The organism is Mycobacterium sp. SMC-2, from assembly GCF_025263485.1.
In the GTDB taxonomy this organism is placed as follows: domain Bacteria; phylum Actinomycetota; class Actinomycetes; order Mycobacteriales; family Mycobacteriaceae; genus Mycobacterium.
This window is the reverse complement of record NZ_CP079863.1, coordinates 4,586,374-4,611,106: the sequence shown is the minus strand read 5'-3', so window position 1 is coordinate 4,611,106 and position 24,733 is coordinate 4,586,374. Positions and strand designations below refer to the sequence as shown.

14 protein-coding genes and 2 pseudogenes are annotated in these 24,733 nt (G+C 68.1%); 12 read left to right on the top strand and 4 right to left on the bottom strand.

What is annotated here, in order from left to right; genetic code table 11:
* Nucleotides 1-23: 23 nt before the first annotated feature.
* Both KXD96_RS21560 and KXD96_RS21555 read left to right on the top strand, forming a co-directional pair.
* Complete coding sequence (locus KXD96_RS21560) at nucleotides 24-2,408, top strand: CoA transferase (protein WP_260739656.1); 2,385 nt, start codon at nucleotides 24-26, stop codon at nucleotides 2,406-2,408.
* A 17-nt stretch (nucleotides 2,409-2,425) separates the two neighbouring features.
* Entirely contained in the window at nucleotides 2,426-2,617 is a 192-nt protein-coding gene (locus tag KXD96_RS21555; RefSeq protein ID WP_260739654.1) for a ferredoxin, read from the top strand.
* A 63-nt stretch (nucleotides 2,618-2,680) separates the two neighbouring features.
* On the opposite strand, the gene KXD96_RS21550 is transcribed toward KXD96_RS21555, so the two are convergent.
* On the bottom strand, nucleotides 2,681-3,982 hold the full coding sequence (locus tag KXD96_RS21550; RefSeq protein ID WP_396877175.1) for a cytochrome P450: 1,302 nt from the start codon (nucleotides 3,980-3,982) through the stop codon (nucleotides 2,681-2,683).
* Nucleotides 3,983-4,086: 104 nt separating this feature from the next.
* On the opposite strand from KXD96_RS21550, the gene KXD96_RS21545 reads away from it, so the two are divergent.
* From KXD96_RS21545 to KXD96_RS21520, 6 genes are all read left to right on the top strand, one after another.
* Nucleotides 4,087-5,214: an aromatic ring-hydroxylating dioxygenase subunit alpha gene (locus tag KXD96_RS21545; protein WP_260739649.1), complete on the top strand. Its 1,128-nt coding sequence runs from the start codon at nucleotides 4,087-4,089 to the stop codon at nucleotides 5,212-5,214.
* 9 nt (nucleotides 5,215-5,223) lie between these two features.
* Nucleotides 5,224-6,810 (top strand): AMP-binding protein, encoded by a 1,587-nt coding sequence (locus KXD96_RS21540; RefSeq protein WP_260739648.1) that lies wholly within the window; start codon nucleotides 5,224-5,226, stop codon nucleotides 6,808-6,810.
* Between the two features lie 92 nt (nucleotides 6,811-6,902).
* Complete coding sequence (locus KXD96_RS21535) at nucleotides 6,903-7,328, top strand: nuclear transport factor 2 family protein (protein ID WP_260739646.1); 426 nt, start codon at nucleotides 6,903-6,905, stop codon at nucleotides 7,326-7,328.
* Nucleotides 7,289-7,858, top strand: coding sequence for a MaoC family dehydratase N-terminal domain-containing protein (locus KXD96_RS21530; protein ID WP_260739644.1), 570 nt, complete (start codon nucleotides 7,289-7,291; stop codon nucleotides 7,856-7,858). The genes KXD96_RS21535 and KXD96_RS21530 overlap by 40 nt, the downstream gene beginning before the upstream one ends.
* Complete coding sequence (locus KXD96_RS21525; protein ID WP_260739643.1) at nucleotides 7,855-8,310, top strand: MaoC family dehydratase; 456 nt, start codon at nucleotides 7,855-7,857, stop codon at nucleotides 8,308-8,310. Before KXD96_RS21530 ends, KXD96_RS21525 begins: the two co-directional genes overlap by 4 nt.
* The gene (locus KXD96_RS21520; RefSeq protein WP_260739641.1) at nucleotides 8,291-8,836 is read left to right on the top strand and encodes a maleylpyruvate isomerase family mycothiol-dependent enzyme; all 546 of its coding nucleotides are present in this window, start codon (nucleotides 8,291-8,293) and stop codon (nucleotides 8,834-8,836) included. The genes KXD96_RS21525 and KXD96_RS21520 overlap by 20 nt, the downstream gene beginning before the upstream one ends.
* Before the next feature lie 128 nt (nucleotides 8,837-8,964).
* On the opposite strand, the gene KXD96_RS21515 is transcribed toward KXD96_RS21520, so the two are convergent.
* On the bottom strand, nucleotides 8,965-10,431 hold the full coding sequence (locus KXD96_RS21515) for an aldehyde dehydrogenase (RefSeq protein WP_260739639.1): 1,467 nt from the start codon (nucleotides 10,429-10,431) through the stop codon (nucleotides 8,965-8,967).
* Between the two features lie 93 nt (nucleotides 10,432-10,524).
* On the opposite strand from KXD96_RS21515, the gene KXD96_RS21510 reads away from it, so the two are divergent.
* Nucleotides 10,525-11,886: a carotenoid 1,2-hydratase gene (locus KXD96_RS21510; protein ID WP_260739637.1), complete on the top strand. Its 1,362-nt coding sequence runs from the start codon at nucleotides 10,525-10,527 to the stop codon at nucleotides 11,884-11,886.
* Here the strand turns inward: KXD96_RS21510 and KXD96_RS21505 are convergent.
* Nucleotides 11,869-12,588 (bottom strand): annotated as a pseudogene (locus tag KXD96_RS21505) (SRPBCC family protein); the annotation flags it as partial. The gene KXD96_RS21510 and the pseudogene KXD96_RS21505 sit on opposite strands and share 18 nt — an antisense overlap.
* A 162-nt stretch (nucleotides 12,589-12,750) precedes the next feature.
* Nucleotides 12,751-13,182, bottom strand: a pseudogene (locus KXD96_RS28660) (aromatic ring-hydroxylating dioxygenase subunit alpha); the annotation flags it as partial.
* Between the two features lie 40 nt (nucleotides 13,183-13,222).
* On the opposite strand from KXD96_RS28660, the gene KXD96_RS21490 reads away from it, so the two are divergent.
* The 3 genes from KXD96_RS21490 (at nucleotide 13,223) to KXD96_RS21480 (ending at nucleotide 24,693) form a co-directional block, all read left to right on the top strand.
* Entirely contained in the window at nucleotides 13,223-14,131 is a 909-nt protein-coding gene (locus tag KXD96_RS21490; RefSeq protein ID WP_260739635.1) for a MerR family transcriptional regulator, read from the top strand.
* A 55-nt stretch (nucleotides 14,132-14,186) separates the two neighbouring features.
* Complete coding sequence (locus KXD96_RS21485; RefSeq protein ID WP_260739633.1) at nucleotides 14,187-14,909, top strand: DUF1906 domain-containing protein; 723 nt, start codon at nucleotides 14,187-14,189, stop codon at nucleotides 14,907-14,909.
* Between the two features lie 532 nt (nucleotides 14,910-15,441).
* A complete protein-coding gene (locus KXD96_RS21480; protein ID WP_396877170.1) occupies nucleotides 15,442-24,693 on the top strand; it encodes a fatty acid synthase subunit beta domain-containing protein in 9,252 nt (3,083 codons plus the stop codon).
* Nucleotides 24,694-24,733 lie beyond the last annotated feature (40 nt).

The window sequence follows — 24,733 nt, the reverse complement described above, 5'->3', positions numbered from 1 at the left end:
GTCGATCGGGAGGGCGGGTGTAAGTGAGCGAGCGGTCCGAAAGCCGGCCCACGCCCCTGCATGACCTGCGTGTCGTCGAGATCAGTGACCGGATAGCGGGCAGCTACTGCGGCAAGCTGCTGGCCGATGCCGGCGCGCAGGTGCTCAAAATCGAACCGCCGCAAGGCGATTGGCTCCGCCGGTACTCCGCGACACGCTCACCGGTGCCGGACGGGCAGAGCTCGCCGTTTTTCGCTTACCTCAATGCCGGCAAGCGCAGCTTGACTCACCCGCCTGGTTCCGGTCGCTTTGCCGTCGAACTCGCCGCCGCGGACGTGGTCGTGGTCACGGCCGGCAGGGCGCAGGCCGCGGCGCTGGGCGTCGACCCGCAGCGGCTGCTGGCGTCGTCGCCACACGCCATCGTCGTCAGCATTTCCGACTTCGGCTGGTCCGGGCCGTACGCCGACCGGGCTGCCAGCGAATTCACCCTGCAGGCGTGGGCGGGCTCGCCCGGCTTTCGCGGTGATCCCGATGGCCCGCCCATCTCCATCGGCGGCGACCTGGGGGAGTACATGGGCGGCGTGTACGCGGCCTTCGGCGCGCTGGCCGTGCGCCGCCGTGTCGAGCGTGGCGGCCCCGGCGAGCACCTCGACCTGTCCATGCTCGAGGCGTTGACCGCGATGCAGAGCAGCGAATGGCTGCACTCCCAGCTGCTGCGGGTGCCCCCAATCCGCCGCACGCTCGAAGTGCCGTCGATCGAGCCCGCCAAGGACGGCTACGTCGGGATCACCATGGTCACCGGCCAGCAGTGGCTCGACTTCTGCGCGATGGTCGAATGCCCGCAGCTCGAGGAGATCGAACAGCTCCGCTTCCAGATCGGCCGGTGGGCCTACCGTGACCTGATCCGCGAACAGATCGGCCCATGGCTGGCCGAACGGACCGTCGAGGAAATCGTCGAGCTCGGGCAACTGTTCCGGTTGCCCATCGCGGCGCTGGGCAACGGCTCCACGATCCGGGATATGGAGTACGTGACCCAGCGCGGGGCATTCGTCTCGAATCCCGCCGGCTTTCACCAGCCGCGCCCGCCATGGTTGATGTCGGTGTGTGCGCCCGCCCCGCCGCGGGTCACCCCCGATCTGGGTGAGGCTGACGACGAGATGCCTTGGCCCCGAAAGGAGCTCGCGGTCGGCTCGATACCGCGCGGGCTGCCCCTGGCCGGGGTGCGCATCGTCGACCTCACCGCGTTCTGGGCCGGTCCCGCGGCAACCCACCTGCTGGCCGCGTTCGGAGCCGACGTCGTCAAGGTGGAGTCGATACAGCGACCCGACGGCATCCGGTACTCGGGCGGCATGCGCACCGACGTCGACGATTGGTGGGAATACGGCTGGGTGTTCCACGCCATGAACACCAACAAGCGTTCCGTCACAATGGATTTGGGATCCGAAGACGGGCGCCGCCTGTTCACCGAGCTGGCCGCCGACGCCGACGTCGTGATCGAAAACTTCTCACCGCGGGTGATGGAGCAGTTCGGCCTGACCGCCGACGTGCTGCTGAAGGTCAACCCCAGGCTGGTCGTTGCCCGGATGCCCGCCTTCGGACTGGATGGGCCGTGGCGGGACCGGGTCGGATTCGCCCCCACCATGGAGCAGATCGCCGGCCTGGCCTGGGTGACCGGACTGCCCGACACCCCGCCGGTCACGCCGCGCGGGGCTTGCGATCCGCTGGCCGGCGTGCACGCCGCGTTCGCCGTGCTGGCCGCGCTCAACTTCGCCGAACGCACCGGCTCGGGCCAGCTGGTCGAGCTGCCGATGCTGGAAACGGTGCTGAACGCCACCGCGATACAGGCCATCGAATCGGAGGTGTTCGGCACAACGCTGACCCGGCGGGGCAACCGCGGTTTCGGCGACGCGATCCAAAACATCTACCGGTGTGCCGGGGAAGACGATTGGATCGCGGTCACCGTGCGCGACGATCGGCAGTGGCGTGCCCTGGTCGAGCTGATGGATCGTCCCGCGTGGTGTGACGACGAGCTGCTGACTGTCGCCGGGCGGTGGCAGCGGGCCGACGACGTCGATCGCCGGCTCGCGGATTGGTTCGGCCGGCAACCCCTTGCGTCGACGGCGGAGCGGTTGGCCGCCGCCGGCATTCCCGCCGCGCCGGTGGTGTCGCCGTCGTTGGTCACCGACAATCCCCAACTGCGCCATCGGGGATTCCTGGAGACCCTGCAACACCCCAGCACCGGTGCGGGCCTCTACCCCTGCCCCCCGTTCGCCAAGCTGGCGGGCCAGGACAAGTGGCTGCTTCGCCCACCGCCGCGATTGGGCGAGCACAATGAAGACATACTGCGCGAGCGGTGCGGGCTGACCGACGAAGAACTGACGCGCCTCGCAACCAGCGGGGTGATCGGGACCCGACCCAAGGGCCTGTGAGAAGTGGAGGGCATCTGATGCGCGTGACAGTTGACGAAAACCTGTGTGAGGCCAACGGCTTCTGCGAATCGCTGGCACCGGAAATCTTCGAACTGGGGGACGAGGACGTGGTGCAGATCGCGGATGGACCCGTGCCGCCGCGGCTGGAGATCGACGTGCGCGCCGCGGTTGACCAGTGCCCCAAGGCGGCGCTGCGGCTGATCGACTGACTCCGCCCGACGACGGCGCGAGTTGGGCACCCCAGCCGCAGCGGCGAGGGTCGAGATAGGCAATCAGCCTCGCCGCTCGGTGAGCGAGATCGGCATCTCGTCGTAGATCGACATGTTCGTGGTCAGGTTTGGGTAAGCCACCTTGGCCGGGCCGAGGGCGATGTCGTCGCAGCGCAGCAACAGTTCGTCGAAAACCGCGCGGAGTTCCGCTCGCGCCAGCATGGCGCCCAAGCAGTGGTGCGGCCCGCCCCCTCCGAACGCCACCTGCGGGTTGGGTTGGCGCCCGATGTCGAAGGTGAACGGCGAGGAGAACACCTCCTCGTCGCGATTCGCCGAACGCAACATCGACACCACCCGCTCGCCCTTCGCGATGTGCTGGCCGTCCATTTCCACGTCGACCTTGGCGGTGCGCGTCCAGTACGCGACCGGTGATGCCCAGCGCAACACCTCCTCGACGGCGCTGGGGCGCAACGCTTCCCGCTCGCGATAACGTCCGATCTGCTCCGGGTTCTCGGTGAAGGCCTGCAGCCCGATGGCCAACGCGTTCTTTGTGGTGTCGCTGCCCGCGAACGCCAGCACGAAGAAGAAGAACTCGAGTTCGTTGGGGGGCAGGCTGAATTCCTCACCGTCCTCGCCGGTGATCACCGCGGTCGCCAGCGTGCTCCAGATGTCGTCGGTGGGATTGCGCCGCTTCTCCGCGGTGAGCTCCATGGCGTAGCCGAAGATGGTGGCGTAGAGGTCGGTGTAATCCTGGCGACTCAGCCGCGCCCCGGCCGAGTTGGCCTTCAATATGGCGTCCAGCGAGTCGAAGATCCGCGGCCGGTCGTCCTCCGGTATGCCGATGATGTCGCCGATGACCGTCATCGGCAGGGCGTCGGCGACGTCCTCGATCCAATCGCCGCCGCCCTCGTCGAGCAGACGGTCGATCATGCGCGCGGCGCGCGCCCGGATGCCATCCTCGAGTTTGGCGATCGCCCGCGGGTTGAAGGCGTTCGAGATGAGCTTGCGGCGCTTGTTCAGCCCGGGCGGGTCCATGTTGATGATGGTCGGGTACGACGAGAACATCCCGACCGGCTGGATGAGCGGGCCGTCGACCGCGGTGAAGGAGTCGACATCGCGATGCAGCCGGACCGTGTGCCGGTGTTTGGTGGTGATCCAGAACTCGCGCTGGGCGCCCCCGGGAAACAGCGCGGCGACGCCGGGGGTGAGGTCGTGGCGAAAAAGTGGCCGGCTGCGCCGCAGTTCCGCGAACAGCTCGTCGGGGAACCCGTTGCGCCACAGAGCGAAATCGGAAAGGTCCACTGCCGCAGCCGTCATTTCTAACCCCGCTCTGCCGGACGCGCCTGGAGCCGCGTTGACGTTCAATGCTTAAAATAGTAAAAATAGACGTTGTAGTCGAACCGCGGTGAGTGACGGGCGGCTTAGATGCAGCTCGGCTCGCCTGGGTCAAGGCGGGATATGGAGAGCGCGTGACGCATACGATTTCGGATCCGGCGTCGGATTCCGCCGGAGATCCCTCGGAACGCGAATTCGGACAAGCAGGCATCGCGTTGTCGACCTATCGGTTCCCGACGGGCTGGTTCATCGTGGCCTTCGGCTCCGACCTGGCCGCCGGTCAGGTCAAGCGGGCGCACTACTTCGGTGAGGAACTCGTCATCTTCCGCACGGAGTCCGGCCGGGTGCACGTCATGGACGCCTACTGCCAACACCTCGGCGCCAACCTGGGTGTCGGCGGCACCGTAGAAGGCGACAACATCGTCTGCCCCTGGCACGGCTGGCGGTGGCGGGGTGACGGCACCAATGCCCTCATCCCCTACAGCAAGATCGGTTGCAAGAACAACGTCCGCATCCGCACCTATCCGAGCATGGAGTGGTACGGCTTCGTCCTCGCGTGGCACGAGCGCCACGGCCGGGCGCCCTACTGGCAGCCCCCCGTGTTGCCCGAGTTGGAGACCAACGAGTACTACCCGCTGCACCCGCACACTCAGATGCTCAACCGAGTCAAGGTGCACCCGCAGATGATCATCGAGAACGCCGCCGACCCGTACCACGTGCAATACGTGCACAAGGCCGCCAATCCCGCCACCACCGCCTCTTTCGAGGTGTCCGGTTACCACTTGCACGCGACCGTCAACGCCCATTTCGGCGGTGGCCGCGCCTCGACCTGGCTGACACCGAACGGGCCGGTCGACGCCAAGATCATCTACGACAACTACTCGCTGGGGCTGGGGATCGTCCGCTTCCCGAGCGAGCTGGTGGCCACGGTCCAGGTCACCGGGCAGACGCCGGTGGACGAGGACTACACCGACTACTTCTACACGCAGGCGTCCGTCCGCGAGCCGGGCGACACCGGCGACGTGCCGACCGGCCGCGCGGCCAAATTCCTGGCGCTGCAGCAAGAAGTCATCAAACAGGACTTCTTCACGTGGGAGAACATGAAGTACCTGGAAAAGCCGAATCTGGCTCCCGAAGAGGCGCACGACTATGCGGCCCTTCGCCGCTGGGCGCACCGCTTCTACCCGGGCACGCAGCCGTCGCCGTCCGACTTCGGCTACACCGCCGACGGTGAGCCCGACCCGGCGGCCGCGAAAGCCTGAGCGAAAGCCATGTGTCCCGACCGGAGCGGACCTCTCGGGCCCTCCGATTTCGGCGTCGACAGTTTCACGGTGCCGGCCGTGCTCGACCGGCGCGCCGAGCAGTACCCCGACCGGGTGATGATGTCGATCGCCGGGGTCGACGTGACCTTCGAGCAGATGCGGCAGCGGTCCTGCGCCGCGGCGAACATGCTCGCGGACTTGGGCGTCGGCCGTGGTGATGGCGTGGCCCTGTTCACCGGCACCTGCCCGGAATGGGTCTACTTCTGGCTGGGCGCGGCGCGCATCGGCGCGGTGAGCGCGGCCGTCAACGCCGCCAACAAAGGAGACTTCCTACTGCACACCCTGCGCCTGTCGCAGGCCAAGGTGATCCTCACCGATGCCGAGCGCCGGCCCCGGGTCGACGAGGTCACCGGCGTGTTGGACACGGCGCCGAGCCTTGTGCTGCAAGATGATTCACTCGCGGCCACCTTGACCCGCGGCGCAGCCAGGCCCGCCCCCGACGTCGGCGCGACGGCGGGGGAGGTGGGCTGTCTGTTCTACACGTCCGGCACCACGGGGCCATCGAAAGCGGTTGCCACGACCTGGCACTACCTGTTCACGGTGGCCGCGACGGTCGCCTCGGCCTGGGAATTGCGCGCCGGGGAGGTGCTGTGGACGGCGATGCCGCTGTTTCACTTGAGCGCGGCGCCCAGCGTGCTGGTCCCGATGCTGCTCGGCGCGACGACCGTGCTGGCCCAGGCGTTTCACCCCGGCGAGGTGTGGGACGACGTGCGCGCCCACAATGCCGTCGGCTTCGCCGGCGCCGGCGCGATGGTGTCGATGCTGCAAAACCTGCCCGCGGACCCCCAGGATGCGCGGCTGCCGCTGCGGTTCATCTCCGCGGCTCCGATCGACGCCAAGGCCTATCGCGACATCGAAAAGCGTTACGGCTGCCGGATAGTCACGATGTACGGGATGACCGAGGCGTTCCCGATCGCCGTCAAGGCCCTGGCCGACGACGGGGTGCCCGGGACATCGGGCAGGCCGAATCCCAATTTCGACGTGCGCATCGTCGACGAAAGCGGCGATCCGTTGCCCGCCGGCGCAGTCGGGGAGATCGCCTGCCGGGCCCGGTATCCGCGCGTGATGAGCGAAGGCTATGTCGGCCAAGGGTTGCGGGTGATTCCACACCAGGAATGGTTTCGGACCGGCGACCTCGGCCGGCTCGACGCCGAGGGAAACCTGACATACGTCGACCGCAGCAAGGATTCGCTGCGCCGGCGCGGTGAAAACGTTTCCTCGGTCGAAGTGGAGGCCGTCGTCATGAGCCATCCCGCCGTGGCCGAAGCCGCCGCGGTCGGGGTGCCCAGCCCGTTGGGCGAGGACGACATCATGGTGGTCGTGACGTTGCGGCCCGGTGCCACAGTGGATTACCCGGAGCTGCTTGATTTCTGCGCGGCCCGGATGCCCTACTTCTGTGTACCGCGATTCCTGGAGACCGTCAGCGAGCTCCCGAAGAATGCGATCGGGCGAATAAGGAAAGACTTGTTGCGCGAACGGGGGGTGACGCGTGAGGCGTGGGATCGTGAAACTCAGGGCTATACCGTTACCCGCTGAGTTACGTTAATGTTACGTAATCTTCGGCTAGGCGCTTTACCGTTGCATCATTTCGCTCGCTGGCGGCCATCCGAGAGAGGCTGGAGACCAAAATGACCATGTCCTACCAAGAACAGCAAATGCTGCAGGCCGCCACGGCCCGTGCCGCCATTCTCAACCTGAACGCCCGACACAACCGGGCCTACTCCGATGGCGATCGCGAGCGTTGGATTGCCACGTTCCGCCACGCCGGCGCCACCTACCGCCGTGATGGTGAGACGTTCGACGACCTGCGCGCGGCTTTCGGCGGCGGCGACGGTCAACGGCTTGTCACGGTCGACCACGAAATACGCGTCGACGGCGTCAACGCGACACAGCATTGTGTCGCCGTGCTTTATGCCGCCATGTACGGTGACACCACGCTGCGTGCCACCGGGGTATTCCGGGACACGCTGATCTACGAGCGTGGCGGCTGGTACTTCACTTCCCGCACACTGCAATGGGATTCGGCGCCCAGCCGGCACCCGCTTGTTATGTGAGCGGCGTGGACCTCAGTTACCGGCTGGCCTTCGGCACCTATGAAGACGCGCTGCGGATGGTCGGCGCGACGACCGAGCCGCGCACCGCGGCTACGGCGGTCAGCGGGGCGCGCATCCAGTTGTTCGCCGCGATGGTCCAGGACGGCAACCGTTCGTACTGGGACGCCGAGTTCGCCGGCCGAACATGGGGAGGCCTGCTAGCGCCTCCGGCATTGCTGATGGGATGGCTGATCCCTCCGCCGTGGCAGCCGCAGGGCACGCCGCCGGTGGCGTCCCTGGTGTTGCGAGTGCCGCTGCCGGGCACCACATTCATCAACGCCGCCAACGATGTCGAGTTCCTTCAGCCCATCATCGAAGGAGACGTGCTGACCGTCGTCGAGGAGCTGGTGTCGGTGTCACCGGAAAAGCGGACGCGGCTGGGCGCCGGCCATTTCGTCGAGACGCTGGAGACCTATCGCCGCCAGGACGGGACGGTGGTCGCCACCTGCCGGAACACCTTGTTCCGCTTCACACCCGGGGCGTCCCCGTGACCGGCGACGACCTTGACTTCGACGAGATCACCGTGCCGGTCGAGCTGCCCGAGGTGATCGACGACATCAGCTATCAGCGAGTCGTGGAGAACGCCGGAGCGACGTGGGACTACTTTCCGGGCCACTTCGATCCCGAATACGCGCGGCGCCAGGGGAATCCGACGATCTATGTCAACACCATGCATCTCGCCGGCTTCGCCGACCGCGTCGCGACGGATTGGGCGGGCCCGAGCAGCCGCGTGGTGCGGCGCTCCCTGCGGCTGACGGGCTCGGTGTATGCCGGCGACACCATGATCGGCCGGGGACGCGCGGTGGCCAAGCGGCGGGACACCTCGGTGGACCCGCCGCGCTGCCTCGTCGACATCGAGATCCAGGTGACCAATCAGCACGGCGCGCTGTGCTGCCCGGTCGAGCTCACCCTGCAGATGCCGCATGCCGCAACTGCCCGATGACGAGGTAGCCGCACTGCATCTCGCGGTCTGCCGACGGTTTGGCGAGGCCGTCTGGTCTGCCGATGGCAGATGGGATCGTCGAACTCCGTGCGATGAGTGGGACGCCCGGGCGGTGCTTGAACATGTGATCGGTTTTCATGACGTACTCGTCTTGCGCCCTTTGGGATTGAAGCCCGAGCGTCCACGAGCCGATGCTCGGGCGCGATGGCAGCTCACTTACGACTCTCTGGTCGAGGCTTTCGAGTCTGGCGGGGTCACAGCGCTTGATGCGTTCAAGCTGATACCGAATCTGACGCGCGATGTTCTGGTGCACACGTGGGACCTCGCGCGTGCGGTTGAGGCAGACGACCGTCTTGATGCCGCGTGGTGCCAGCTGTTCTACGCCGACCTTCCGGCAGACCCGCAGGTGTTGAGTTCCTCGGAAATGTTCAGTGCTCCCGTTGCGGTGCCCAGCGAAAGCGATGCGCAGGCCAAGCTTCTCGCGCGGCTTGGCCGCGATCCTTCATGGCGACCGGAGATCTCATAGCGGCGCAGGCCGCTGCGCGAGCGAGCATAGGACGACTTTGGATCGTGATATCGCCGGTGATATCGCACATGGAAGTCGCTCTTGTCCCGGTCACGGACAGGCGTGACTGATGTGATCACGGCCAGCGCTTATAGCGGCGGCAGCTGCCCCTTGCATACCAGCGTCTGAAGCTCGACGTATTCGTGGAGACCCTCCGGGCCGAACTCGCGTCCGATGCCCGACTGCTTGAAGCCACCGAACGGGGCGCCGATGTCCAGCGTGTACATGTTGATGCCGTAGGTGCCGGTGCGCACACCCGCCGCGATCTCCAGGCCGTGTGCGATGTCGGAGGTCCACACGGAACCGGCCAGCCCGTAGTCGCTCTCGTTGGCGATGCGGATTGCGTCGTCCTCATCGCGGTAGCGCAACACGGTCAACACCGGACCGAAGATCTCCTCCCTGGCGATGCGCATCTCGTTGGTGGCGTCCGCGAACAGCGTCGGCTGCACATACCAGCCACGCGTGGACGGGCTGTCCTGGCCGCCGAGGACGACGCGCGCGCCTTCGGCCTGGCCGGACTTGATGTAGTCCTGGACGCGGCGTTGTTGCCGTTGCGCGACAAGGGGTCCGATGTCGGTGGCGTCGTCGGCCGGATCGCCGACATTGAGGGACGACATCATGTCGGCCAGTGCGTCGACCACCTCGTCGTGCCGCCGGTCGCTGACCAGGATGCGGGTCTGGGCGACGCAGGCCTGGCCGTTGTTCATCAGGCCGGCGGTTTTCAATCCGGCGACGGTCTTGCCGATGTCGGCGTCGTCGAGAATGATCGCCGCGGACTTGCCGCCCAGCTCCAGGCTCACTCGCTTGAGCTGTTCGCCGCACAGGGCGGCGATGCGGCGGCCGACGACGCTGGAGCCGGTGAACGCGATCTTGTCCACATCCCGATGGCGCACCAGCGCCTCGCCGATCTCGGGACCGCCGGGCAACACCGAGACCACACCTTCGGGCAGGTCGAGCTGCTCGATCATTTCCGCCAACCACAAAGCGTCCAAGGGTGTTTCGGGCGCCGGTTTGATGATGACGGTGCACCCGGCGATCAATGCCGGGATCAGTTTGGGCATGATCAGGAACTGCGGCACGTTCCACGGGACGATCGCGCCGACCACGCCGACCGGGGCCCTGCGCAGGTGCACTTCGCCGAGCACGCCTTGACGCCGTTCCTCCCACGGAAAGTCGCGCGCGGCCGCCAGCGCCAGATGTATGAGCGACGCCGCGGCCGCCGCTTGGCCCATCCGGCTGAAACTGCGCGGAGAGCCCATTTCGTCGGTGATCAGGTCGGCCATCTCCTCGAGGTGACCGGCGTAGATCGCGGCAAGCTGTTCGACCTTGGCCATCCGCTCGGCGTGACTCATCCGCGGCCACGGGCCGTTGTCGAAGGCGTGTCGCGCGGCCGCGCCGGCGGCGTCGACGTCCTCAGGCCCGGCCAGCTGGACGTGGCCGACCGGTTCTTCGGAGTGCGGGGAGATGACGGCGAGCTGTCGGGGGTTGGCGGGCTTGCGCCACTGCCCCCCGATGAAGAGTTCGTCGTAGTACCGGTGAGCGGCGTTTTCCGTCATCGGGCACTTCCTCGAGGGGTTGGGCGCAAAGGCGACAGTGACCGTGATTTCGCTATTGACGCTAACATAGCGAAAAAAGCAGCGAGGCTTGATATGACCAGGGATTGGCGCAGTTACCCGTTCCAGTTGGTGCCCGGCGACGCCCAGCTGGATTTCCCCGCGGCCGAGGGCGAACACCCGGATCAGGAGTCGGACACCTGGTTCATCGCCGGGCAGCTCGATGCCGCGGAGGCCGACCGGTCGTTCGCCTTCCTGACCATCTTCAACAAGAACCGCCCCGGCGGGACCGTGGTCGCGGACTTCTACACGCTGGCGCTGTTCGACCTTGATACCGGTGACTACGGCACCTATACGGACTACGACATGCCGCCGGCCAACATGAAACCCGGAGCGCAGCCCAAGCTGACTTTGACCCCGGGCTATCTGGACATCCACTACGCCAGCGGGGCCGGCACCGCGTCGTGGGCCACGTGCCGCGACGCCGACGGGGAGCTGCTGCCCTACACCTACCGCGTCAGCCTGGTCGGCGAGGACCATTCGGGCCGGCCCATGCGCCTGGACCTGGCCGTAACGCCAACGCGCGCACCGACACCGGTGGGTGCGTCGACGTACAACGGGAAGATCTGCTGCTTCGGCCAGACCGAAACCTATTCGTATTTCCAGACCGGCATGGCGATGACGGGCACCCTGCGCTGGGGCGACGTAGTTGAACAGGTTTCCGGCAGCAGCGGGCACATCGACCGGCAGTGGTTCCCCAAATACGCCGGCGGCGGCGGAACCGAGGGAGACCCGCGGGCGCTGTCGCACGAATGGCGCACCATCAACTTCGACAACGGCGTGGATCTCAGCATCTGGCGGCAGTTCGACCGCCTCAATGGCAATGCGCTTCAGCCGTTTACCGGCGTGACGATGAGTCATCCCGATCCGGCCATGCCCCCGGAATGCGCCGAAGACGTCGAGGTGACGGTCAGCAGCTACGTGCGATGGCCGGATGCGGTGAAACCGTTGGTGCGGCCGCACGCGGCCGCCCGATACATGCCGGACCGCCACCGGATCACCTGCCGCACCATGCAACTCGACATCGTCGGCGAGCCGCTGGTGGCCGCACCCGCGCACGGCCTGCCCATCGAATACATGGAGGGCCCGTACCGCTACCACGGCACCCTGTGGGGTAAGCCCGTGACCGGCTTCGCGTTCAACGAGCGCTCGCTGGCCCTGTACCGGGACTGGGAGCTGGTCGAGGTGCTGACCACCACCGTCGCGAACATGGAGCCGGCCGATCGCGACCTGCAGATGGCGGCGGGTCTGCTGGTGCAGCTGCTGGCCCGCGGGCGACGACAGGAAGCGGTCGGGCTGTTGACAACGGTGCGCGCCGCACAAAGCGACGCGTTGGCAACCCTGTTGGATGACCTCGTGGCGGCGCTATCCGCCGAAATATCAACCGAGAGCGGCTGACTCGGCAAGCGCCCGGGCCCAGGCGGTGTGGCGATGCTGCAGCCCGGGTTCGTTGCGACCGAACAGCAGGTGTTCGCTGGCGCCCGACTCGAGGTTCGCCTGCAGGCCTTCCACCAGCCGGTAGTCCTCGTCGCGCACCGTGGCGTGGGCGTACTCGAAGACGGCCTGTGCCCCGGCGGCCACCGCTTCGTCGGACAGGTCCAGCGGTGTCGAGTTCTGGTGCACGGTGATCGATCTCCCCGGTCGATCGCCCGGGTAGATCCGGAACAGCTCGCCGTTGGCGATGGTCACCGACAGCACGATGTTGGGGAACAGCGCGTAGATGACGACCATGTTCTGGAACGGATCCCACTGCTCTTCGGGGACATCCTCCAGCGCCAGGATCGTGTTGAGCGGGAAGATCAACCGATGGTGCGGACCGAACGCATCGAAAACCGTGCAGTTGCTGCGGGCGATGGTGGCGAAGGTCTGCCGGTGCACGGTGGCGAAATGGTAGTTCTCCGAGAAGGTGTCGACCGCGAGCTTCCAATTGATCGGGCAGTCGAGCACCTTCTCGCCCAGCGGTGACCAGCGCCCGATGCCCCAGGAATCGAGCTCGGCGGCCAGCGGGCCGAGGTGTGCGGCGACGTCCAAGCCCGCCCCGGGATCCATTGCGACCCAGAGGAATCCGGCGAACTCCGCAGCCGGTAATTCGGTCAGGCCACCGGACTTCGTCGCCGCGTCGCTTTGGCGGCGACCCGCTGCGCCCGGCTTCGCCGCGCTTGCGATCGCCGCGTCGCTTTGGCGGCGACCCGCTGCGCCCGGCTTCGCCGCGCTTGCGATCGCCGCGTCGCTTTGGCGGCGACCCGCTGCGCCCGGCTTCGCCGCGCTTGCGATCGCCGCGTCGGGAAAGCCCTCGCGGCCCGGCAGGCCGACCAACCGCCCGGTGTTGTCGTAGGTCCACGCGTGGTACGGGCAGGTGAATCGCTTCGCGCTGCCGCATCCCGTCGCCACCTGCGACTGGCGGTGCAGGCAGACGTTGTTGAACGCTTTGACCGATCCGTCGGCCGTGCGGGTCAGCAGGATCGACCGGCCCATCACCGTCTTGGTGCAGTACGCGCCGGGGGCGGGGAGCTCCGAGACGTAGCCGACCAACTGTGGGCTGGCCATCACCATGGCCCGGTCCCGGTCGTGGCGCTCTCCCGACGTGTAGGCGCGCGCCTCGACCCGGTGCTCGGCCGGGGCGAGATCGGTGGTCTTGTCGCGCGCCAACTTCAAGGCGCGGCGGGTGAGGTCGATCAGCTGGTCGCGTTCCATGTGATCAGTACAGACCTTGCCACGGTTGTAAGGTCAAGGAGTGGCTGAGCAGTTGCTGATCGGCGACGTCACGGCCCTGACCGGGATCGCTTCCGGTCGCATCCGCCACTACGAGAAAATCGGCCTGCTGCGCGCCGAGCATCTGTCCAACGGCTATCGGGTCTTCGACGTGGAGCAGGTGCTCGACCTGTTGCGCATCGATCTGATGAGAAGTCTCGGCGTCAGCATCAACGACATCCAGCGGTTGATCGCGGGCGGGCGCACCACGTTGGCGGGCGTGCTCGACGAGCACCGGACGTTGTTGGTGCGTCAGCGCGACCGGCTGGATCAGCTGATCGCAGCCATCGACCGCTCCCGCGCCGCCACCGATTGCCCCGCCGCCGACGTCAACGAGGACATCCTGCGCAGGCTGGCGACCACGCACCGCGACAGCATCGGGGTCATCGGGCGGCTTACCGCGCCGCTGTCTGCGCCCGTCGCCGCCATGTACGCCGAGCTGTTCGACGAGTGGGACTTGCCGGTTCCGGCGCTGTTCGGGCAAATGGTCCTGCCCCCGGCTGCCAGCACCCTGCTGGCGGAATTGGCGGAGACACCGGGACGTCAGGTGCTGTTCGACCGCTTGCGCAGCCTCGCCGGCGACGTGGTCGGGTTGGGCGACGATCACGCGGCGGCAACGGAACTCGCGCACACCTGGATCGACAAGCAGTTGGCCGACCCATTGCCCGACGACGTGGTCGGCGTGCTGCGGGGCGTGCAGCCGTCCTTGGAGCGTGACCCCGTGATCGTGCAGGGGTTCCGGGCCTGGGCGGCATCGATCAACCCCGCGGCCGCTCACTTTCTCGACGAGATCGCCCGTCAGACCGCTCGCCGCGGCCTGGAGGCAGTGAGCGTCATCGTGCTGCCCGCGCCGACGCGGGCCCAAAACCAACGATGCGGCACTGTGATGTAGATGTGACCAGTGTGGTCAATGTGTCATATGGTGTTCCCGTCGTACTCTGTCGCTTGTGTCATCGGTTTCGCGGCGCGACCTCCTCAAACTGGCGGCCGCGACCCCTGCCTTGATGGGCCTGGGTGTCGCGGGTGCCTCCTTGCGCCCGGCACCCGCGTCGGCGTCGCTCGGCACCCTGTTGGACTACGCGGCCGGGGTCATCCCGGCCAGCCAGATCAGGGCCGCCGGCGCCGTGGGCTCGATCAGGTACGTGTCGGACCGCCGCCCTGGCGGCAACTGGATGCTGGGCAAGCCGATCCAGTTCGCCGAGGCGCGCGACCTCAACAGCAACGGGCTGAAAATCGTTTCCTGTTATCAGTACGGCAAGGGCAACACCGCCGACTGGCTCGGCGGAGCCAACGCCGGGATCCAGCACGCCCAGCGCGGAATGCAACTGCACGCCGCCGCGGGCGGGCCCGCGAGCGCGCCGATCTACGCCTCGATCGACGACGACCCGTCCTACGAGCAGTACAAGCAGCAGATCGCGCCCTACCTGCGGTCCTGGGAGTCGGTGATCGGTCATCAGCGCACAGGTGTGTACGCCAACTCGAAGACCATCGACTGGGCCCTGCACGACGGTTTGGGCTCGTACTTCTGGCAGCACAACTGGGGCTCGCCGAAGGGGTTCGCCCACCCGGCCGCGCATTTGCATCAGGTAGAGATCGACAAACGCAGCGTCGGCGGGGTCGGGGTGGACATCAACGAAATCCTCAAGCCGCAATTCGGGCAGTGGGCCTAGCGTCGCGACTCCTGCACCCACCGCCGGCCGACTCGGACTCTTAGAGATCCCAGCAAACACTCGTTCGCTCATTTTCCGGCGCGGCGGGCGCGAACGCCGCCCGGGCGACGCGACCGAAGCGGCCGCGGCGCCGCCCCACGGCGCAAAATCTTTACATAACGATTACATAACAAAACTGCTTTGATCAGCGCAGTTATAGCTACTCGACCGTAACCACCTGCATGCAGCAGGTTTGTTCGCGGCGCCCGCACCGCCAATTCCGGCAGGTGTTACCCACGACACGGTTACCCATGCGTAGAACTCATCAGTAACCGATCACCACGCGAAACGAGGGTCGATCCTTATGACACTCTTAGTGCAGCCGATGCAGTCCGCCGCGCCGCTCTACAACCCATCCGGCCGGCCCGCGGACACACACCGGTCAGCCGCTTCCCGGCTTTGATTCGACGCGGAATCGCCGAGCCCGCCCGCCGGCGGTGACGACCGGCCGGACGCACCGATACGTAAAGACGCATACAGGGAGACAGAGAAGGTGACGATCCACGAGAGGCACGACTGGGGTTCCCCAGCGAAGCGAGGGGAGGTGTCCGCTGACCGCGACCACGCGCCGGCCGGCGACACCCATGCTCTGGTCGACCGTCTGACGGCCGGGGAGCCGTACGCCGTTGCTTTCGGAGGCCAGGGCAGCGCCTGGCTGGAAACCCTCGAAGAGCTGGTGTCGTCGGCCGGGATCGAAGCCGAGCTGGCAACGCTGGTCGGTGAGGTGGAGCTGCTGCTCGAGCCGGTGGCCAAAGAGTTGGTGGTGGTCCGTCCGATCGGCTTTGAGCCGCTCGCATGGGTACGTGCGCTGGCCGCCGAGGACCTGGTCCCGTCGCCTAAGCACCTCACGTCGGCCGCGGTGTCGATCCCCGGCGTGCTGCTCACCCAGATCGCGGCCGTGCGCGCGCTGGCGCGCCAGGGCATGGATCTGAAGGCCACCCCGCCGGTGGCCGTCGCCGGGCATTCGCAAGGCGTGCTCGCTGTCGAGGCGCTCAAGGCCGCGGGCACCCGCGACGCCGAGCTGCTGGCCATGGCCCAGCTGATCGGTGCGGCCGGGACGCTGGTAGCCCGCCGGCGCGGGATCTCCGTGCTCGGTGACCGGCCGCCGATGGTGTCGGTGACCAACGCGGACCCCGAGCGCATTCGCCGGCTGCTCGACGAGTTCGCGCAGGATGTCCGCACTGTGCTGCCGCCGGTGCTGTCCATTCGCAACGGCAGGCGCTCGGTCGTCATCACCGGCACGCCCGAGCAGCTGTCCCGGTTCGAGCTCTACTGCCAGCAGATCTCGGAGAAGGAGGAGGCCGACCGGAAGAACAAGCTCCGCGGCGGGGACGTCTTCTCTCCGGTCTTCGATCCGGTGCAGGTCGAGGTGGGCTTCCACACGCCCCGGTTGGCCGACGGCATCGACATCGTCGGCGGCTGGGCCGAGAAGGTGGGCCTGGACGTCGGGCTCGCCCGCGAGCTGACCGAGGCCATCCTGGTGCGCTGCGTCGACTGGGTCGAGGAGATCACCCGCGTGCACGAGGCCGGTGCGCGCTGGATTCTCGACCTGGGACCCGGCGACATCCTGACCCGGCTGACCGCGCCGGTGATCCGCGGCCTTGGTGTCGGCATCGTGCCCGCCGCGACCCGCGGCGGGCAGCGCAACCTCTTCACCGTCGGGGCTGTGCCCGAGGTGGCGCGGGCGTGGTCGACCTATGCGCCGACCGTCGTCCGGCTTCCCGATGGCAGGGTCAAGCTTTCGACGAAGTTCACCCGATTGACCGGACGCTCCCCGATCCTGCTTGCGGGCATGACCCCGACCACCGTCGACGCCAAGATCGTCGCCGCCGCCGCCAACGCCGGGCACTGGGCCGAGCTGGCCGGCGGTGGGCAGGTCACCGAGGAAATCTTCGCCGGCCGCATCGCCGAGCTCGCCACGCTGCTCGAACCGGGCCGCACCTATCAGTTCAACGCGCTGTTCCTCGACCCGTACCTGTGGAAGCTGCAGGTCGGTGGAAAGCGCTTGGTGCAGAAGGCGCGTCAGTCCGGCGCGGCGATCGACGGCCTGGTGATCAGTGCCGGCATCCCGGACCTCGAGGATGCCGTCGAGCTGATCGAGGAGCTGAACGACGTCGGCATCAGTCACGTCGTGTTCAAGCCCGGCACGGTCGAGCAGATCCGCTCGGTCATCCGCATCGCGACCGAAGTGCCCACCAAGCCGGTGATCATGCACATCGAGGGCGGCCGCGCCGGTGGCCACCATTCCTGGGAAGACCTCGACGACCTGTTGCTGGCGACCTATTCGGAGTTGCGGTCGCGCCCCAACATCACGGTCTGCGTGGGCGGTGGCATCGGCACGCCGGAGCGGGCGGCCGAGTACCTTTCGGGGCGCTGGGCGAAGGCGTACGGCTTCCCGCTGATGCCGATCGACGGCATCCTGGTCGGTACCGCGGCGATGGCGACCAAGGAGGCCACCACGTCGCCGTCGGTCAAGCGCATGCTGGTCGAGACCCAGGGCACCGACCAGTGGGTCGGCGCCGGAAAAGCCGTGGGCGGCATGGCTTCCAGCCGCAGCCAGCTCGGTGCCGACATCCACGAGATCGACAACAGCGCCTCGCGGTGCGGCCGGCTGCTCGACGAGGTCGCCGGTGACGCGGAGGCGGTCGCCGAGCGCCGCGACGAGATCATCGCGGCGATGGCCAACACCGCCAAGCCGTACTTCGGCGACGTCGCCGACATGACGTACCTACAGTGGCTGCAGCGCTACGTCGAGCTGACCATCGGTGAGGGCTACTCCACCGCCGACACCGCCGCGCCGGGCAGCCCGTGGCTGGCCGACACCTGGTGTGACCGGTTCCAGCAGATGCTGCAGCGCACCGAAGCGCGTTTGCATCCAAAGGATTCCGGCCCTATCGAGACGCTGTTCAACGACGAGGCGCTGCTGGAGCACCCCGCGGCGGCGATCGACATGCTGCTCGATAGTTACCCGGACGCCGAGACCGTGCAGCTGCACCCGGCCGACGTCCCGTTCTTCGTCACGCTGTGCAAGACGCTGGGCAAGCCGGTCAACTTCGTGCCGGTCATCGACAAGGACGTGCGGCGCTGGTGGCGCAGCGACTCGCTGTGGCAGGCGCACGATGCCCGTTACGACGCGGATCAGGTGTGCATCATCCCCGGCACCGCGGCCGTGGCCGGCATCACCCGGATGGACGAACCCGTCGGTGAGTTGCTGGATCGCTTCGAGCAGGCCGCCATCGACGAGGTGCTGTCGGCCAACGGGCAGCCGCGCGCCGTCGCGTCGCGTCGGCTGGGTCGTCCGGACGTGACCGGACCGCTGGCCGTCGTGCTCGACGCCCCCGACGTGCGGTGGGCCGGTCGCACCGCGACCAACCCGGTCCACCGGATCGCCGACCCCGGCGATTGGCTCGTGCACGACGGACCCGAAAGCCGCCGCGCCACAAACTCGTTCACCGGGGCACGCCTCGAGGTCGACGGCGACCGAGTGGTGCTGAGCGTCCCGGTGTCGGGGACCTGGATCGACATCCCGTTCACCCTGCCCGCCAACACGATGGACGGTGGCACTCCGGTGGTGTCCACCGAAGACGCCGCCACCGCCATGCGCGCGGTGCTGGCGATCGCCGCGGGTGTCGACGGGCCGGAATTCTTGCCCGCGGTCGTCGACGGGACGGCCACCGTCACGGTGAACTGGGACCCCGAGCGGGTCGCCGACCACACCGGGGTCACGGCCACCTTCGGGGAGCCGCTGGCGCCCGGCCTCACCACGGTGCCCGACGCCCTGGTCGGCCTTTGCTGGCCAGCGATCTTCGCGGCGATCGGCTCGGCGGTCACCGACGCCGGCGTCCCGGTCGTCGAAGGCCTGCTGAGCCTCGTGCACCTCGACCACGCCGCGCACGTGGTCGGCGCGCTGCCGAAAGTCCCGGCCGAATTGGCTGTCAACGCAACGGCTTTGCCAGCCGTCGACACGGACATGGGTCGTGTCGTCCGGGTCGCGGTGACGATCGCCGGCGCCGACGGCACGACGATCGCCAGCCTCGATGAGCGGTTCGCGATCCTGGGACGCACCGGTGCCGCCGAGCTCGCCGAGCCGGCGCGGGCCGGCGGTGCGGTGTCGCAGAACGCGACCGACACCCCGCGTCGCCGCCGGCGCGACGTCCGCCTGACCGCGCCGGTCGACATGCGACCGTTCGCCGTGGTGTCCGGTGACCACAACCCGATTCACACCGACCGGGCGGCCGCGCTGCTGGCCGGCCTGGAATCGCCCATCGTGCACGGCATGTGGTTGTCGGCGGCCGCACAGCACGCGGTGACCGCCACCGACGGCCAGGCCCGGCCCCCGGCCCGGCTGGTCGGCTGGACCGCGCGGTTCCTGGGCATGGTGCGTCCTGGCGACGAGGTCGACTTCCGGGTCGAGCGCGTCGGAATCGACCAGGGCGCCGAGGTTTTGGAGGTGGCCGCCCGCATCGGGTCCGATTTGGTGATGTCGGCGACGGCACGCCTGGCCGCCCCGCTCACGGTGTACGCCTTCCCCGGTCAAGGGATTCAGCACAAGGGCATGGGCATGGACGTCCGCGCCCGCTCCAAGGCCGCCCGCAAGGTGTGGGACAAAGCGGACAAGTTCACCCGCGACACGCTGGGTTTCTCGGTGCTGCACGTGGTGCGGGACAACCCGACCAGCATCATCGCCAGCGGCGTGCACTACAACCACCCCGAGGGCGTGCTGTACCTGACGCAGTTCACCCAGGTCGCGATGGCGACCGTGGCGGCGGCGCAGGTGGCCGAGATGCGCGAGCAGGGCGCCTTCGTCGAAGGTGCCATCGCCTGCGGCCACTCCGTCGGCGAGTACACTGCGCTGGCCTGTGTGACGGGTATCTACGAACTGGAAGCGTTGCTGGAGACGGTCTTTCACCGTGGCTCGAAGATGCACGACATCGTGCCGCGCGACGAGCTGGGCCGCTCCAACTACCGGCTGGCGGCCATCCGGCCCTCCCAGATCGACCTGCCCGACGACGAGGTGCCCGCGTTCATCGCCGAAATCGCCGAGCGTACCGGCGAATTCCTGGAGATCGTGAACTTCAACCTGCGCGGTTCGCAGTACGCGATCGCCGGAACCGTCCGCGGTCTGGAGGAGCTGGAGGCCGAGGTGGAGCGGCGTCGCGAGCTCACCGGGGGCCGCCGGTCGTTCATCCTGGTTCCGGGCATCGACGTGCCGTTCCACTCGCGGGTGCTGCGCGTCGGGGTGGCGGAGTTCCGCCGCTCGCTGGAACGCGTGATGCCGCGGGACAAGGATCCCGACGTCATCATCGGGCGTTACATCCCGAACCTGGTGCCGCGCCCGTTCACCCTGGACCGCGACTTCATCCAGGAGATCCGGGATTTGGTGCCCGCCGAGCCGCTCGACGCGATCCTGGCCGACTACGACACCTGGCTCGCCGAGCGTCGCAACGAGATGGCGCGCATCGTCTTGATCGAGCTGCTGGCATGGCAGTTCGCCAGCCCGGTGCGTTGGATCGAGACCCAGGACCTGCTGTTCACCGAGGAGGCCGCGGGTGGTCTGGGTGTGGAGCGATTCGTCGAGATCGGCGTGAAGTCGGCCCCGACCGTCGCCGGACTGGCCACCAACACCCTGAAGCTGCCCGAATATGCCCACAGCACAGTCGAAGTGCTCAACGCCGAGCGCGACGCCGCGGTGCTGTTCGCCACCGACACCGACCCGGAGCCGGAGCTAGAGGAAGCACCCGATGAGCCGGCCCCGTCGGAGGGTGCGACCACCGCGGAGGCCGCCCCGGCGCCTGCGCCGGCGGCCGCCCCGTCAGGTGGCCCCCGACCGGACGACATCGGGTTCGACGCCGCCGACGCCACCCTGGCCCTGATCGCGCTGTCGGCCAAGATGCGCATGGACCAGATCGAGGAGCTGGACTCCATCGAGTCGATCACCGACGGCGCCTCGTCGCGGCGCAACCAGTTGCTGGTGGACCTCGGCTCGGAGTTGAACCTGGGCGCCATCGACGGCGCCGCCGAGGCCGACCTGGCCGGGCTGCGGTCACAGGTGACCAAGTTGGCCCGCACCTACAAGCCTTTCGGCCCAGTGCTTTCCGACGCGATCAACGACCAGCTGCGCACGGTGCTCGGGCCCTCGGGCAAGCGGCCCGGCGCGATCGCCGAGCGCGTCAAGAAGACGTGGGAGCTCGGTGACGGGTGGGCCAAGCACGTCACGGTCGAAGTGGCGTTGGGAACCCGCGAGGGCACCAGCGTTCGCGGGGGCGCCATGGGCCACCTGCACGAGGGCGCGCTGGCCGACGCCGCCTCGGTCGACAAGGTGATCGACGCCGCCGTCGCTTCCGTCGCCGCGCGTCGCGGCATCTCGGTGGCGCTGCCGTCGTCGGGCGGCGGTGGCGGAGCGACCGTGGACGCGGCCGCGTTGAGCGAATTCACCGATCAGATCACCGGTCGCGAGGGTGTGCTCGCCTCGGCGGCCCGCCTGGTGCTGAACCAGTTGGGGTTGGACGACCCGGTCAGCGCGGCGCCGGCGGCCACGGACGCCGAGCTCATCGACTTGGTCACCGCCGAACTCGGCGCGGACTGGCCGCGTTTGGTGGCGCCGGCTTTCGACGCCAAGAAGGCCGTCGTGTTCGACGACCGGTGGGCCAGCGCCCGGGAGGACTTGGTCAAGCTCTGGCTGACCGACGAGGGTGCCATCGACGCCCAGTGGAAGAGCCTGTCCGAAAGGTTCGAGGGCGCAGGCCATGTCGTCGCCACCCAGGCCACCTGGTGGCAGGGCAAGTCGCTGGCCGCCGGCCGGCAGATCCACGCGTCGCTGTACGGCCGCATCGCCGCCGGCGCCGAGAATCCCGATCCCGGCCCCTACAGCAACGAAGTCGCCGTGGTGACGGGCGCGTCGAAGGGTTCGATCGCCGCGTCGGTGGTCGCGCGACTGCTCGACGGCGGGGCCACCGTCATCGCCACGACATCGAAGCTCGACGACGAGCGGCTGGAGTTCTACCGCGGCCTGTATCGCGACCACGCCCGCTACGGCGCGGCGCTGTGGGTGGTCGCCGCCAACATGGCGTCCTACTCCGATATCGATGCACTGGTGGAATGGATCGGCACCGAGCAAACCGAAAGCCTTGGGCCGCAATCCATTCACATCAAGGACGCGCAGACCCCCACGCTGCTCTTCCCGTTCGCGGCGCCACGCGTGGCCGGCGACCTGTCGGAGGCCGGTTCGCGCTCCGAGATGGAGATGAAGGTTCTGCTCTGGGCGGTGCAGCGTTTGATCGGTGGGCTGTCCAAGATCGGCGCCGAGCGCGACATCGCGTCGCGGCTGCACGTGGTGTTGCCCGGCTCGCCCAACCGCGGCATGTTCGGCGGGGACGGGGCCTACGGCGAGGCCAAGTCGGCGCTGGATGCCGTGGTGAGCCGCTGGCAGGCCGAGTCCTCCTGGGCCGCGCGGGTCAGCCTCGCGCACGCGCTGATCGGGTGGACCAGGGGCACCGGGCTGATGGGCCACAACGACGCCATCGTCGACGCCGTGGAGCAGGCCGGTGTCACCACGTATTCCACCGACGAGATGGCGGCCATGCTGCTGGACCTCTGCGACGTCGAGTCCAAGGTGGCGGCCGCCGGCGCGCCGATCAAGGCCGACCTGACCGGTGGGCTGGCCGAGGCCAACCTCGACATGGCCGAACTGGCCGCCAAGGCCCGCGAGCAGGCCACCTCGGGCGAGGCGACCGCCGATGACGTTGTGGCCGAAGGCACCATCGCCGCGCTGCCGTCCCCGCCGCGCGGCTTCACCCCGGCACCGCCGCCGGAATGGGCCGACTTGGACGTCGACCCGGCCGACCTGGTCGTGATCGTCGGCGGCGCCGAGATCGGCCCCTACGGTTCGTCGCGCACCCGGTTCGAGATGGAGGTCGACAACGAACTGTCGGCGGCCGGCGTCCTCGAGCTGGCCTGGACTACCGGGCTGGTTCGCTGGGAGGCCGACCCCCAACCAGGTTGGTACGACACCGAATCCGGTGACCTGGTTGACGAGACCGAGTTGGTCGAGCGCTACCACGACATCGTGGTCGACAGGGTGGGCATCCGCGAGTTCGTCGACGACGGCGCAATCGACCCCGATCACGCGTCGCCGCTGCTGGTCTCGGTGTTCCTGGAGAAGGACTTCGCCTTCGTGGTGTCCTCCGAGGCCGACGCTCGCGCCTTCGTCGAATTCGACCCCGAGCACACCATCATCCGGCCGGTGCCCGAGTCCAGCGACTGGCAGGTGATCCGCAAGGCCGGCACCGAGATCCGGGTGCCGCGCAAGACCAAGCTGTCGCGAACCGTCGGCGCGCAGATCCCCACCGGGTTCGATCCGACCGTGTTCGGCATCAGCCAGGACATGGCCAGCTCGATCGACCGGGTGGCGCTGTGGAACATCGTCGCGACCGTCGACGCGTTCCTGTCGTCCGGATTCACCCCGACCGAGTTGATGCGGTGGGTGCACCCGGGCCTGGTGGCCAGCACGCAGGGCACCGGCATGGGCGGCATGACGTCGATGCAGACCATGTATCACGGCAACCTGCTCGGCCGGAGCAAGCCGAACGACATCCTGCAGGAAGTGCTGCCGAATGTGGTTGCCGCGCACGTCATTCAGAGCTATGTAGGCAGCTACGGCGCGATGATCCACCCGGTGGGCGCGTGCGCGACCGCGGCGGTGTCGGTCGAGGAGGGCGTCGACAAGATCCGCCTCGGCAAGGCCGAACTGGTGGTCGCCGGTGGCTTCGACGACCTGACGCTGGAAGCCATCATCGGCTTCGGCGACATGGCGGCCACCGCCGACACCTCCATGATGCGGGGTCGGGGCATCCACGACTCGAAGTTCTCCCGGCCCAATGACCGGCGCCGGCTCGGTTTCGTCGAGGCGCAGGGCGGCGGCACCATCCTGCTGGCCCGGGGTGACCTCGCGCTCAAGATGGGCCTGCCGGTGTTGGCCGTGGTGGCCTACGCGCAGTCGTTCGCCGACGGCGTGCACTCCTCGATCCCGGCGCCGGGTCTGGGCGCGCTGGGCGCCGGCCGCGGCGGCAAGGACTCGCAGTTGGCGCGGGCGCTCGGCAAGCTCGGCGTCGGCGCCGACGACATCGCGGTGATCTCCAAGCACGACACCTCGACGCTGGCCAACGACCCCAACGAGACCGAGCTGCACGAGCGGCTGGCGGACTCGCTGGGCCGCTCCGAGGGCGCCCCCCTGTTCGTGGTGTCGCAGAAGAGCCTCACCGGGCACGCCAAGGGCGGCGCGGCGGTGTTCCAGATGATGGGCCTGTGCCAGATGCTGCGCGACGGGGTGATTCCGCCGAACCGCAGCCTGGACTGCGTCGATGACGAACTCGCCGGCTCGGCGCACTTCGTCTGGGTGCGTGAGACACTGCGGCTGGGTGAGAAGTTCCCGCTCAAGGCGGGGCTGGTAACCAGCCTCGGGTTCGGCCACGTGTCCGGACTGGTGGCGCTGGTGCACCCGCAGGCCTTCGTCGCCTCGCTGGATCCCGATGAGCGCGCGGACTACCAGCGGCGTGCGGAGGCGCGGCTGCTGGCCGGTCAGCGCCGGTTGGCTTCTGCCATCGCCGGCGGCGCGCCGATGTACGAGCGGCCGCCGGACCGTCGTTTCAGCCACGATGCAGCGGAGAAGCGCCAGGAGGCGGCGATGCTGCTGAACCCGGCCGCCCGGTTGGGTGAGGGCGAGGCCTACGAGGTCTCGGCCGGATGACGTCGGTTTATTGCCCGGCTTCTTCTCGGTCCGCATCGTC

What these genes read in the sequence shown, in the direction of transcription:
- KXD96_RS21555 (WP_260739654.1), top strand. Translation starts at nt 2,426, where the DNA reads ATGCGCGTGACAGTTGACGAAAACCTGTGTGAGGCCAACGGCTTCTGC.
- KXD96_RS21540 (WP_260739648.1), top strand. Translation starts at nt 5,224, where the DNA reads ATGTGTCCCGACCGGAGCGGACCTCTCGGGCCCTCCGATTTCGGCGTC.
- KXD96_RS21535 (WP_260739646.1), top strand. Translation starts at nt 6,903, where the DNA reads ATGACCATGTCCTACCAAGAACAGCAAATGCTGCAGGCCGCCACGGCC.
- KXD96_RS21530 (WP_260739644.1), top strand. Translation starts at nt 7,289, where the DNA reads ATGGGATTCGGCGCCCAGCCGGCACCCGCTTGTTATGTGAGCGGCGTG.
- KXD96_RS21520 (WP_260739641.1), top strand. Translation starts at nt 8,291, where the DNA reads ATGCCGCAACTGCCCGATGACGAGGTAGCCGCACTGCATCTCGCGGTC.
- KXD96_RS21515 (WP_260739639.1), bottom strand. Translation starts at nt 10,431, where the DNA reads ATGACGGAAAACGCCGCTCACCGGTACTACGACGAACTCTTCATCGGG.
- KXD96_RS21510 (WP_260739637.1), top strand. Translation starts at nt 10,525, where the DNA reads ATGACCAGGGATTGGCGCAGTTACCCGTTCCAGTTGGTGCCCGGCGAC.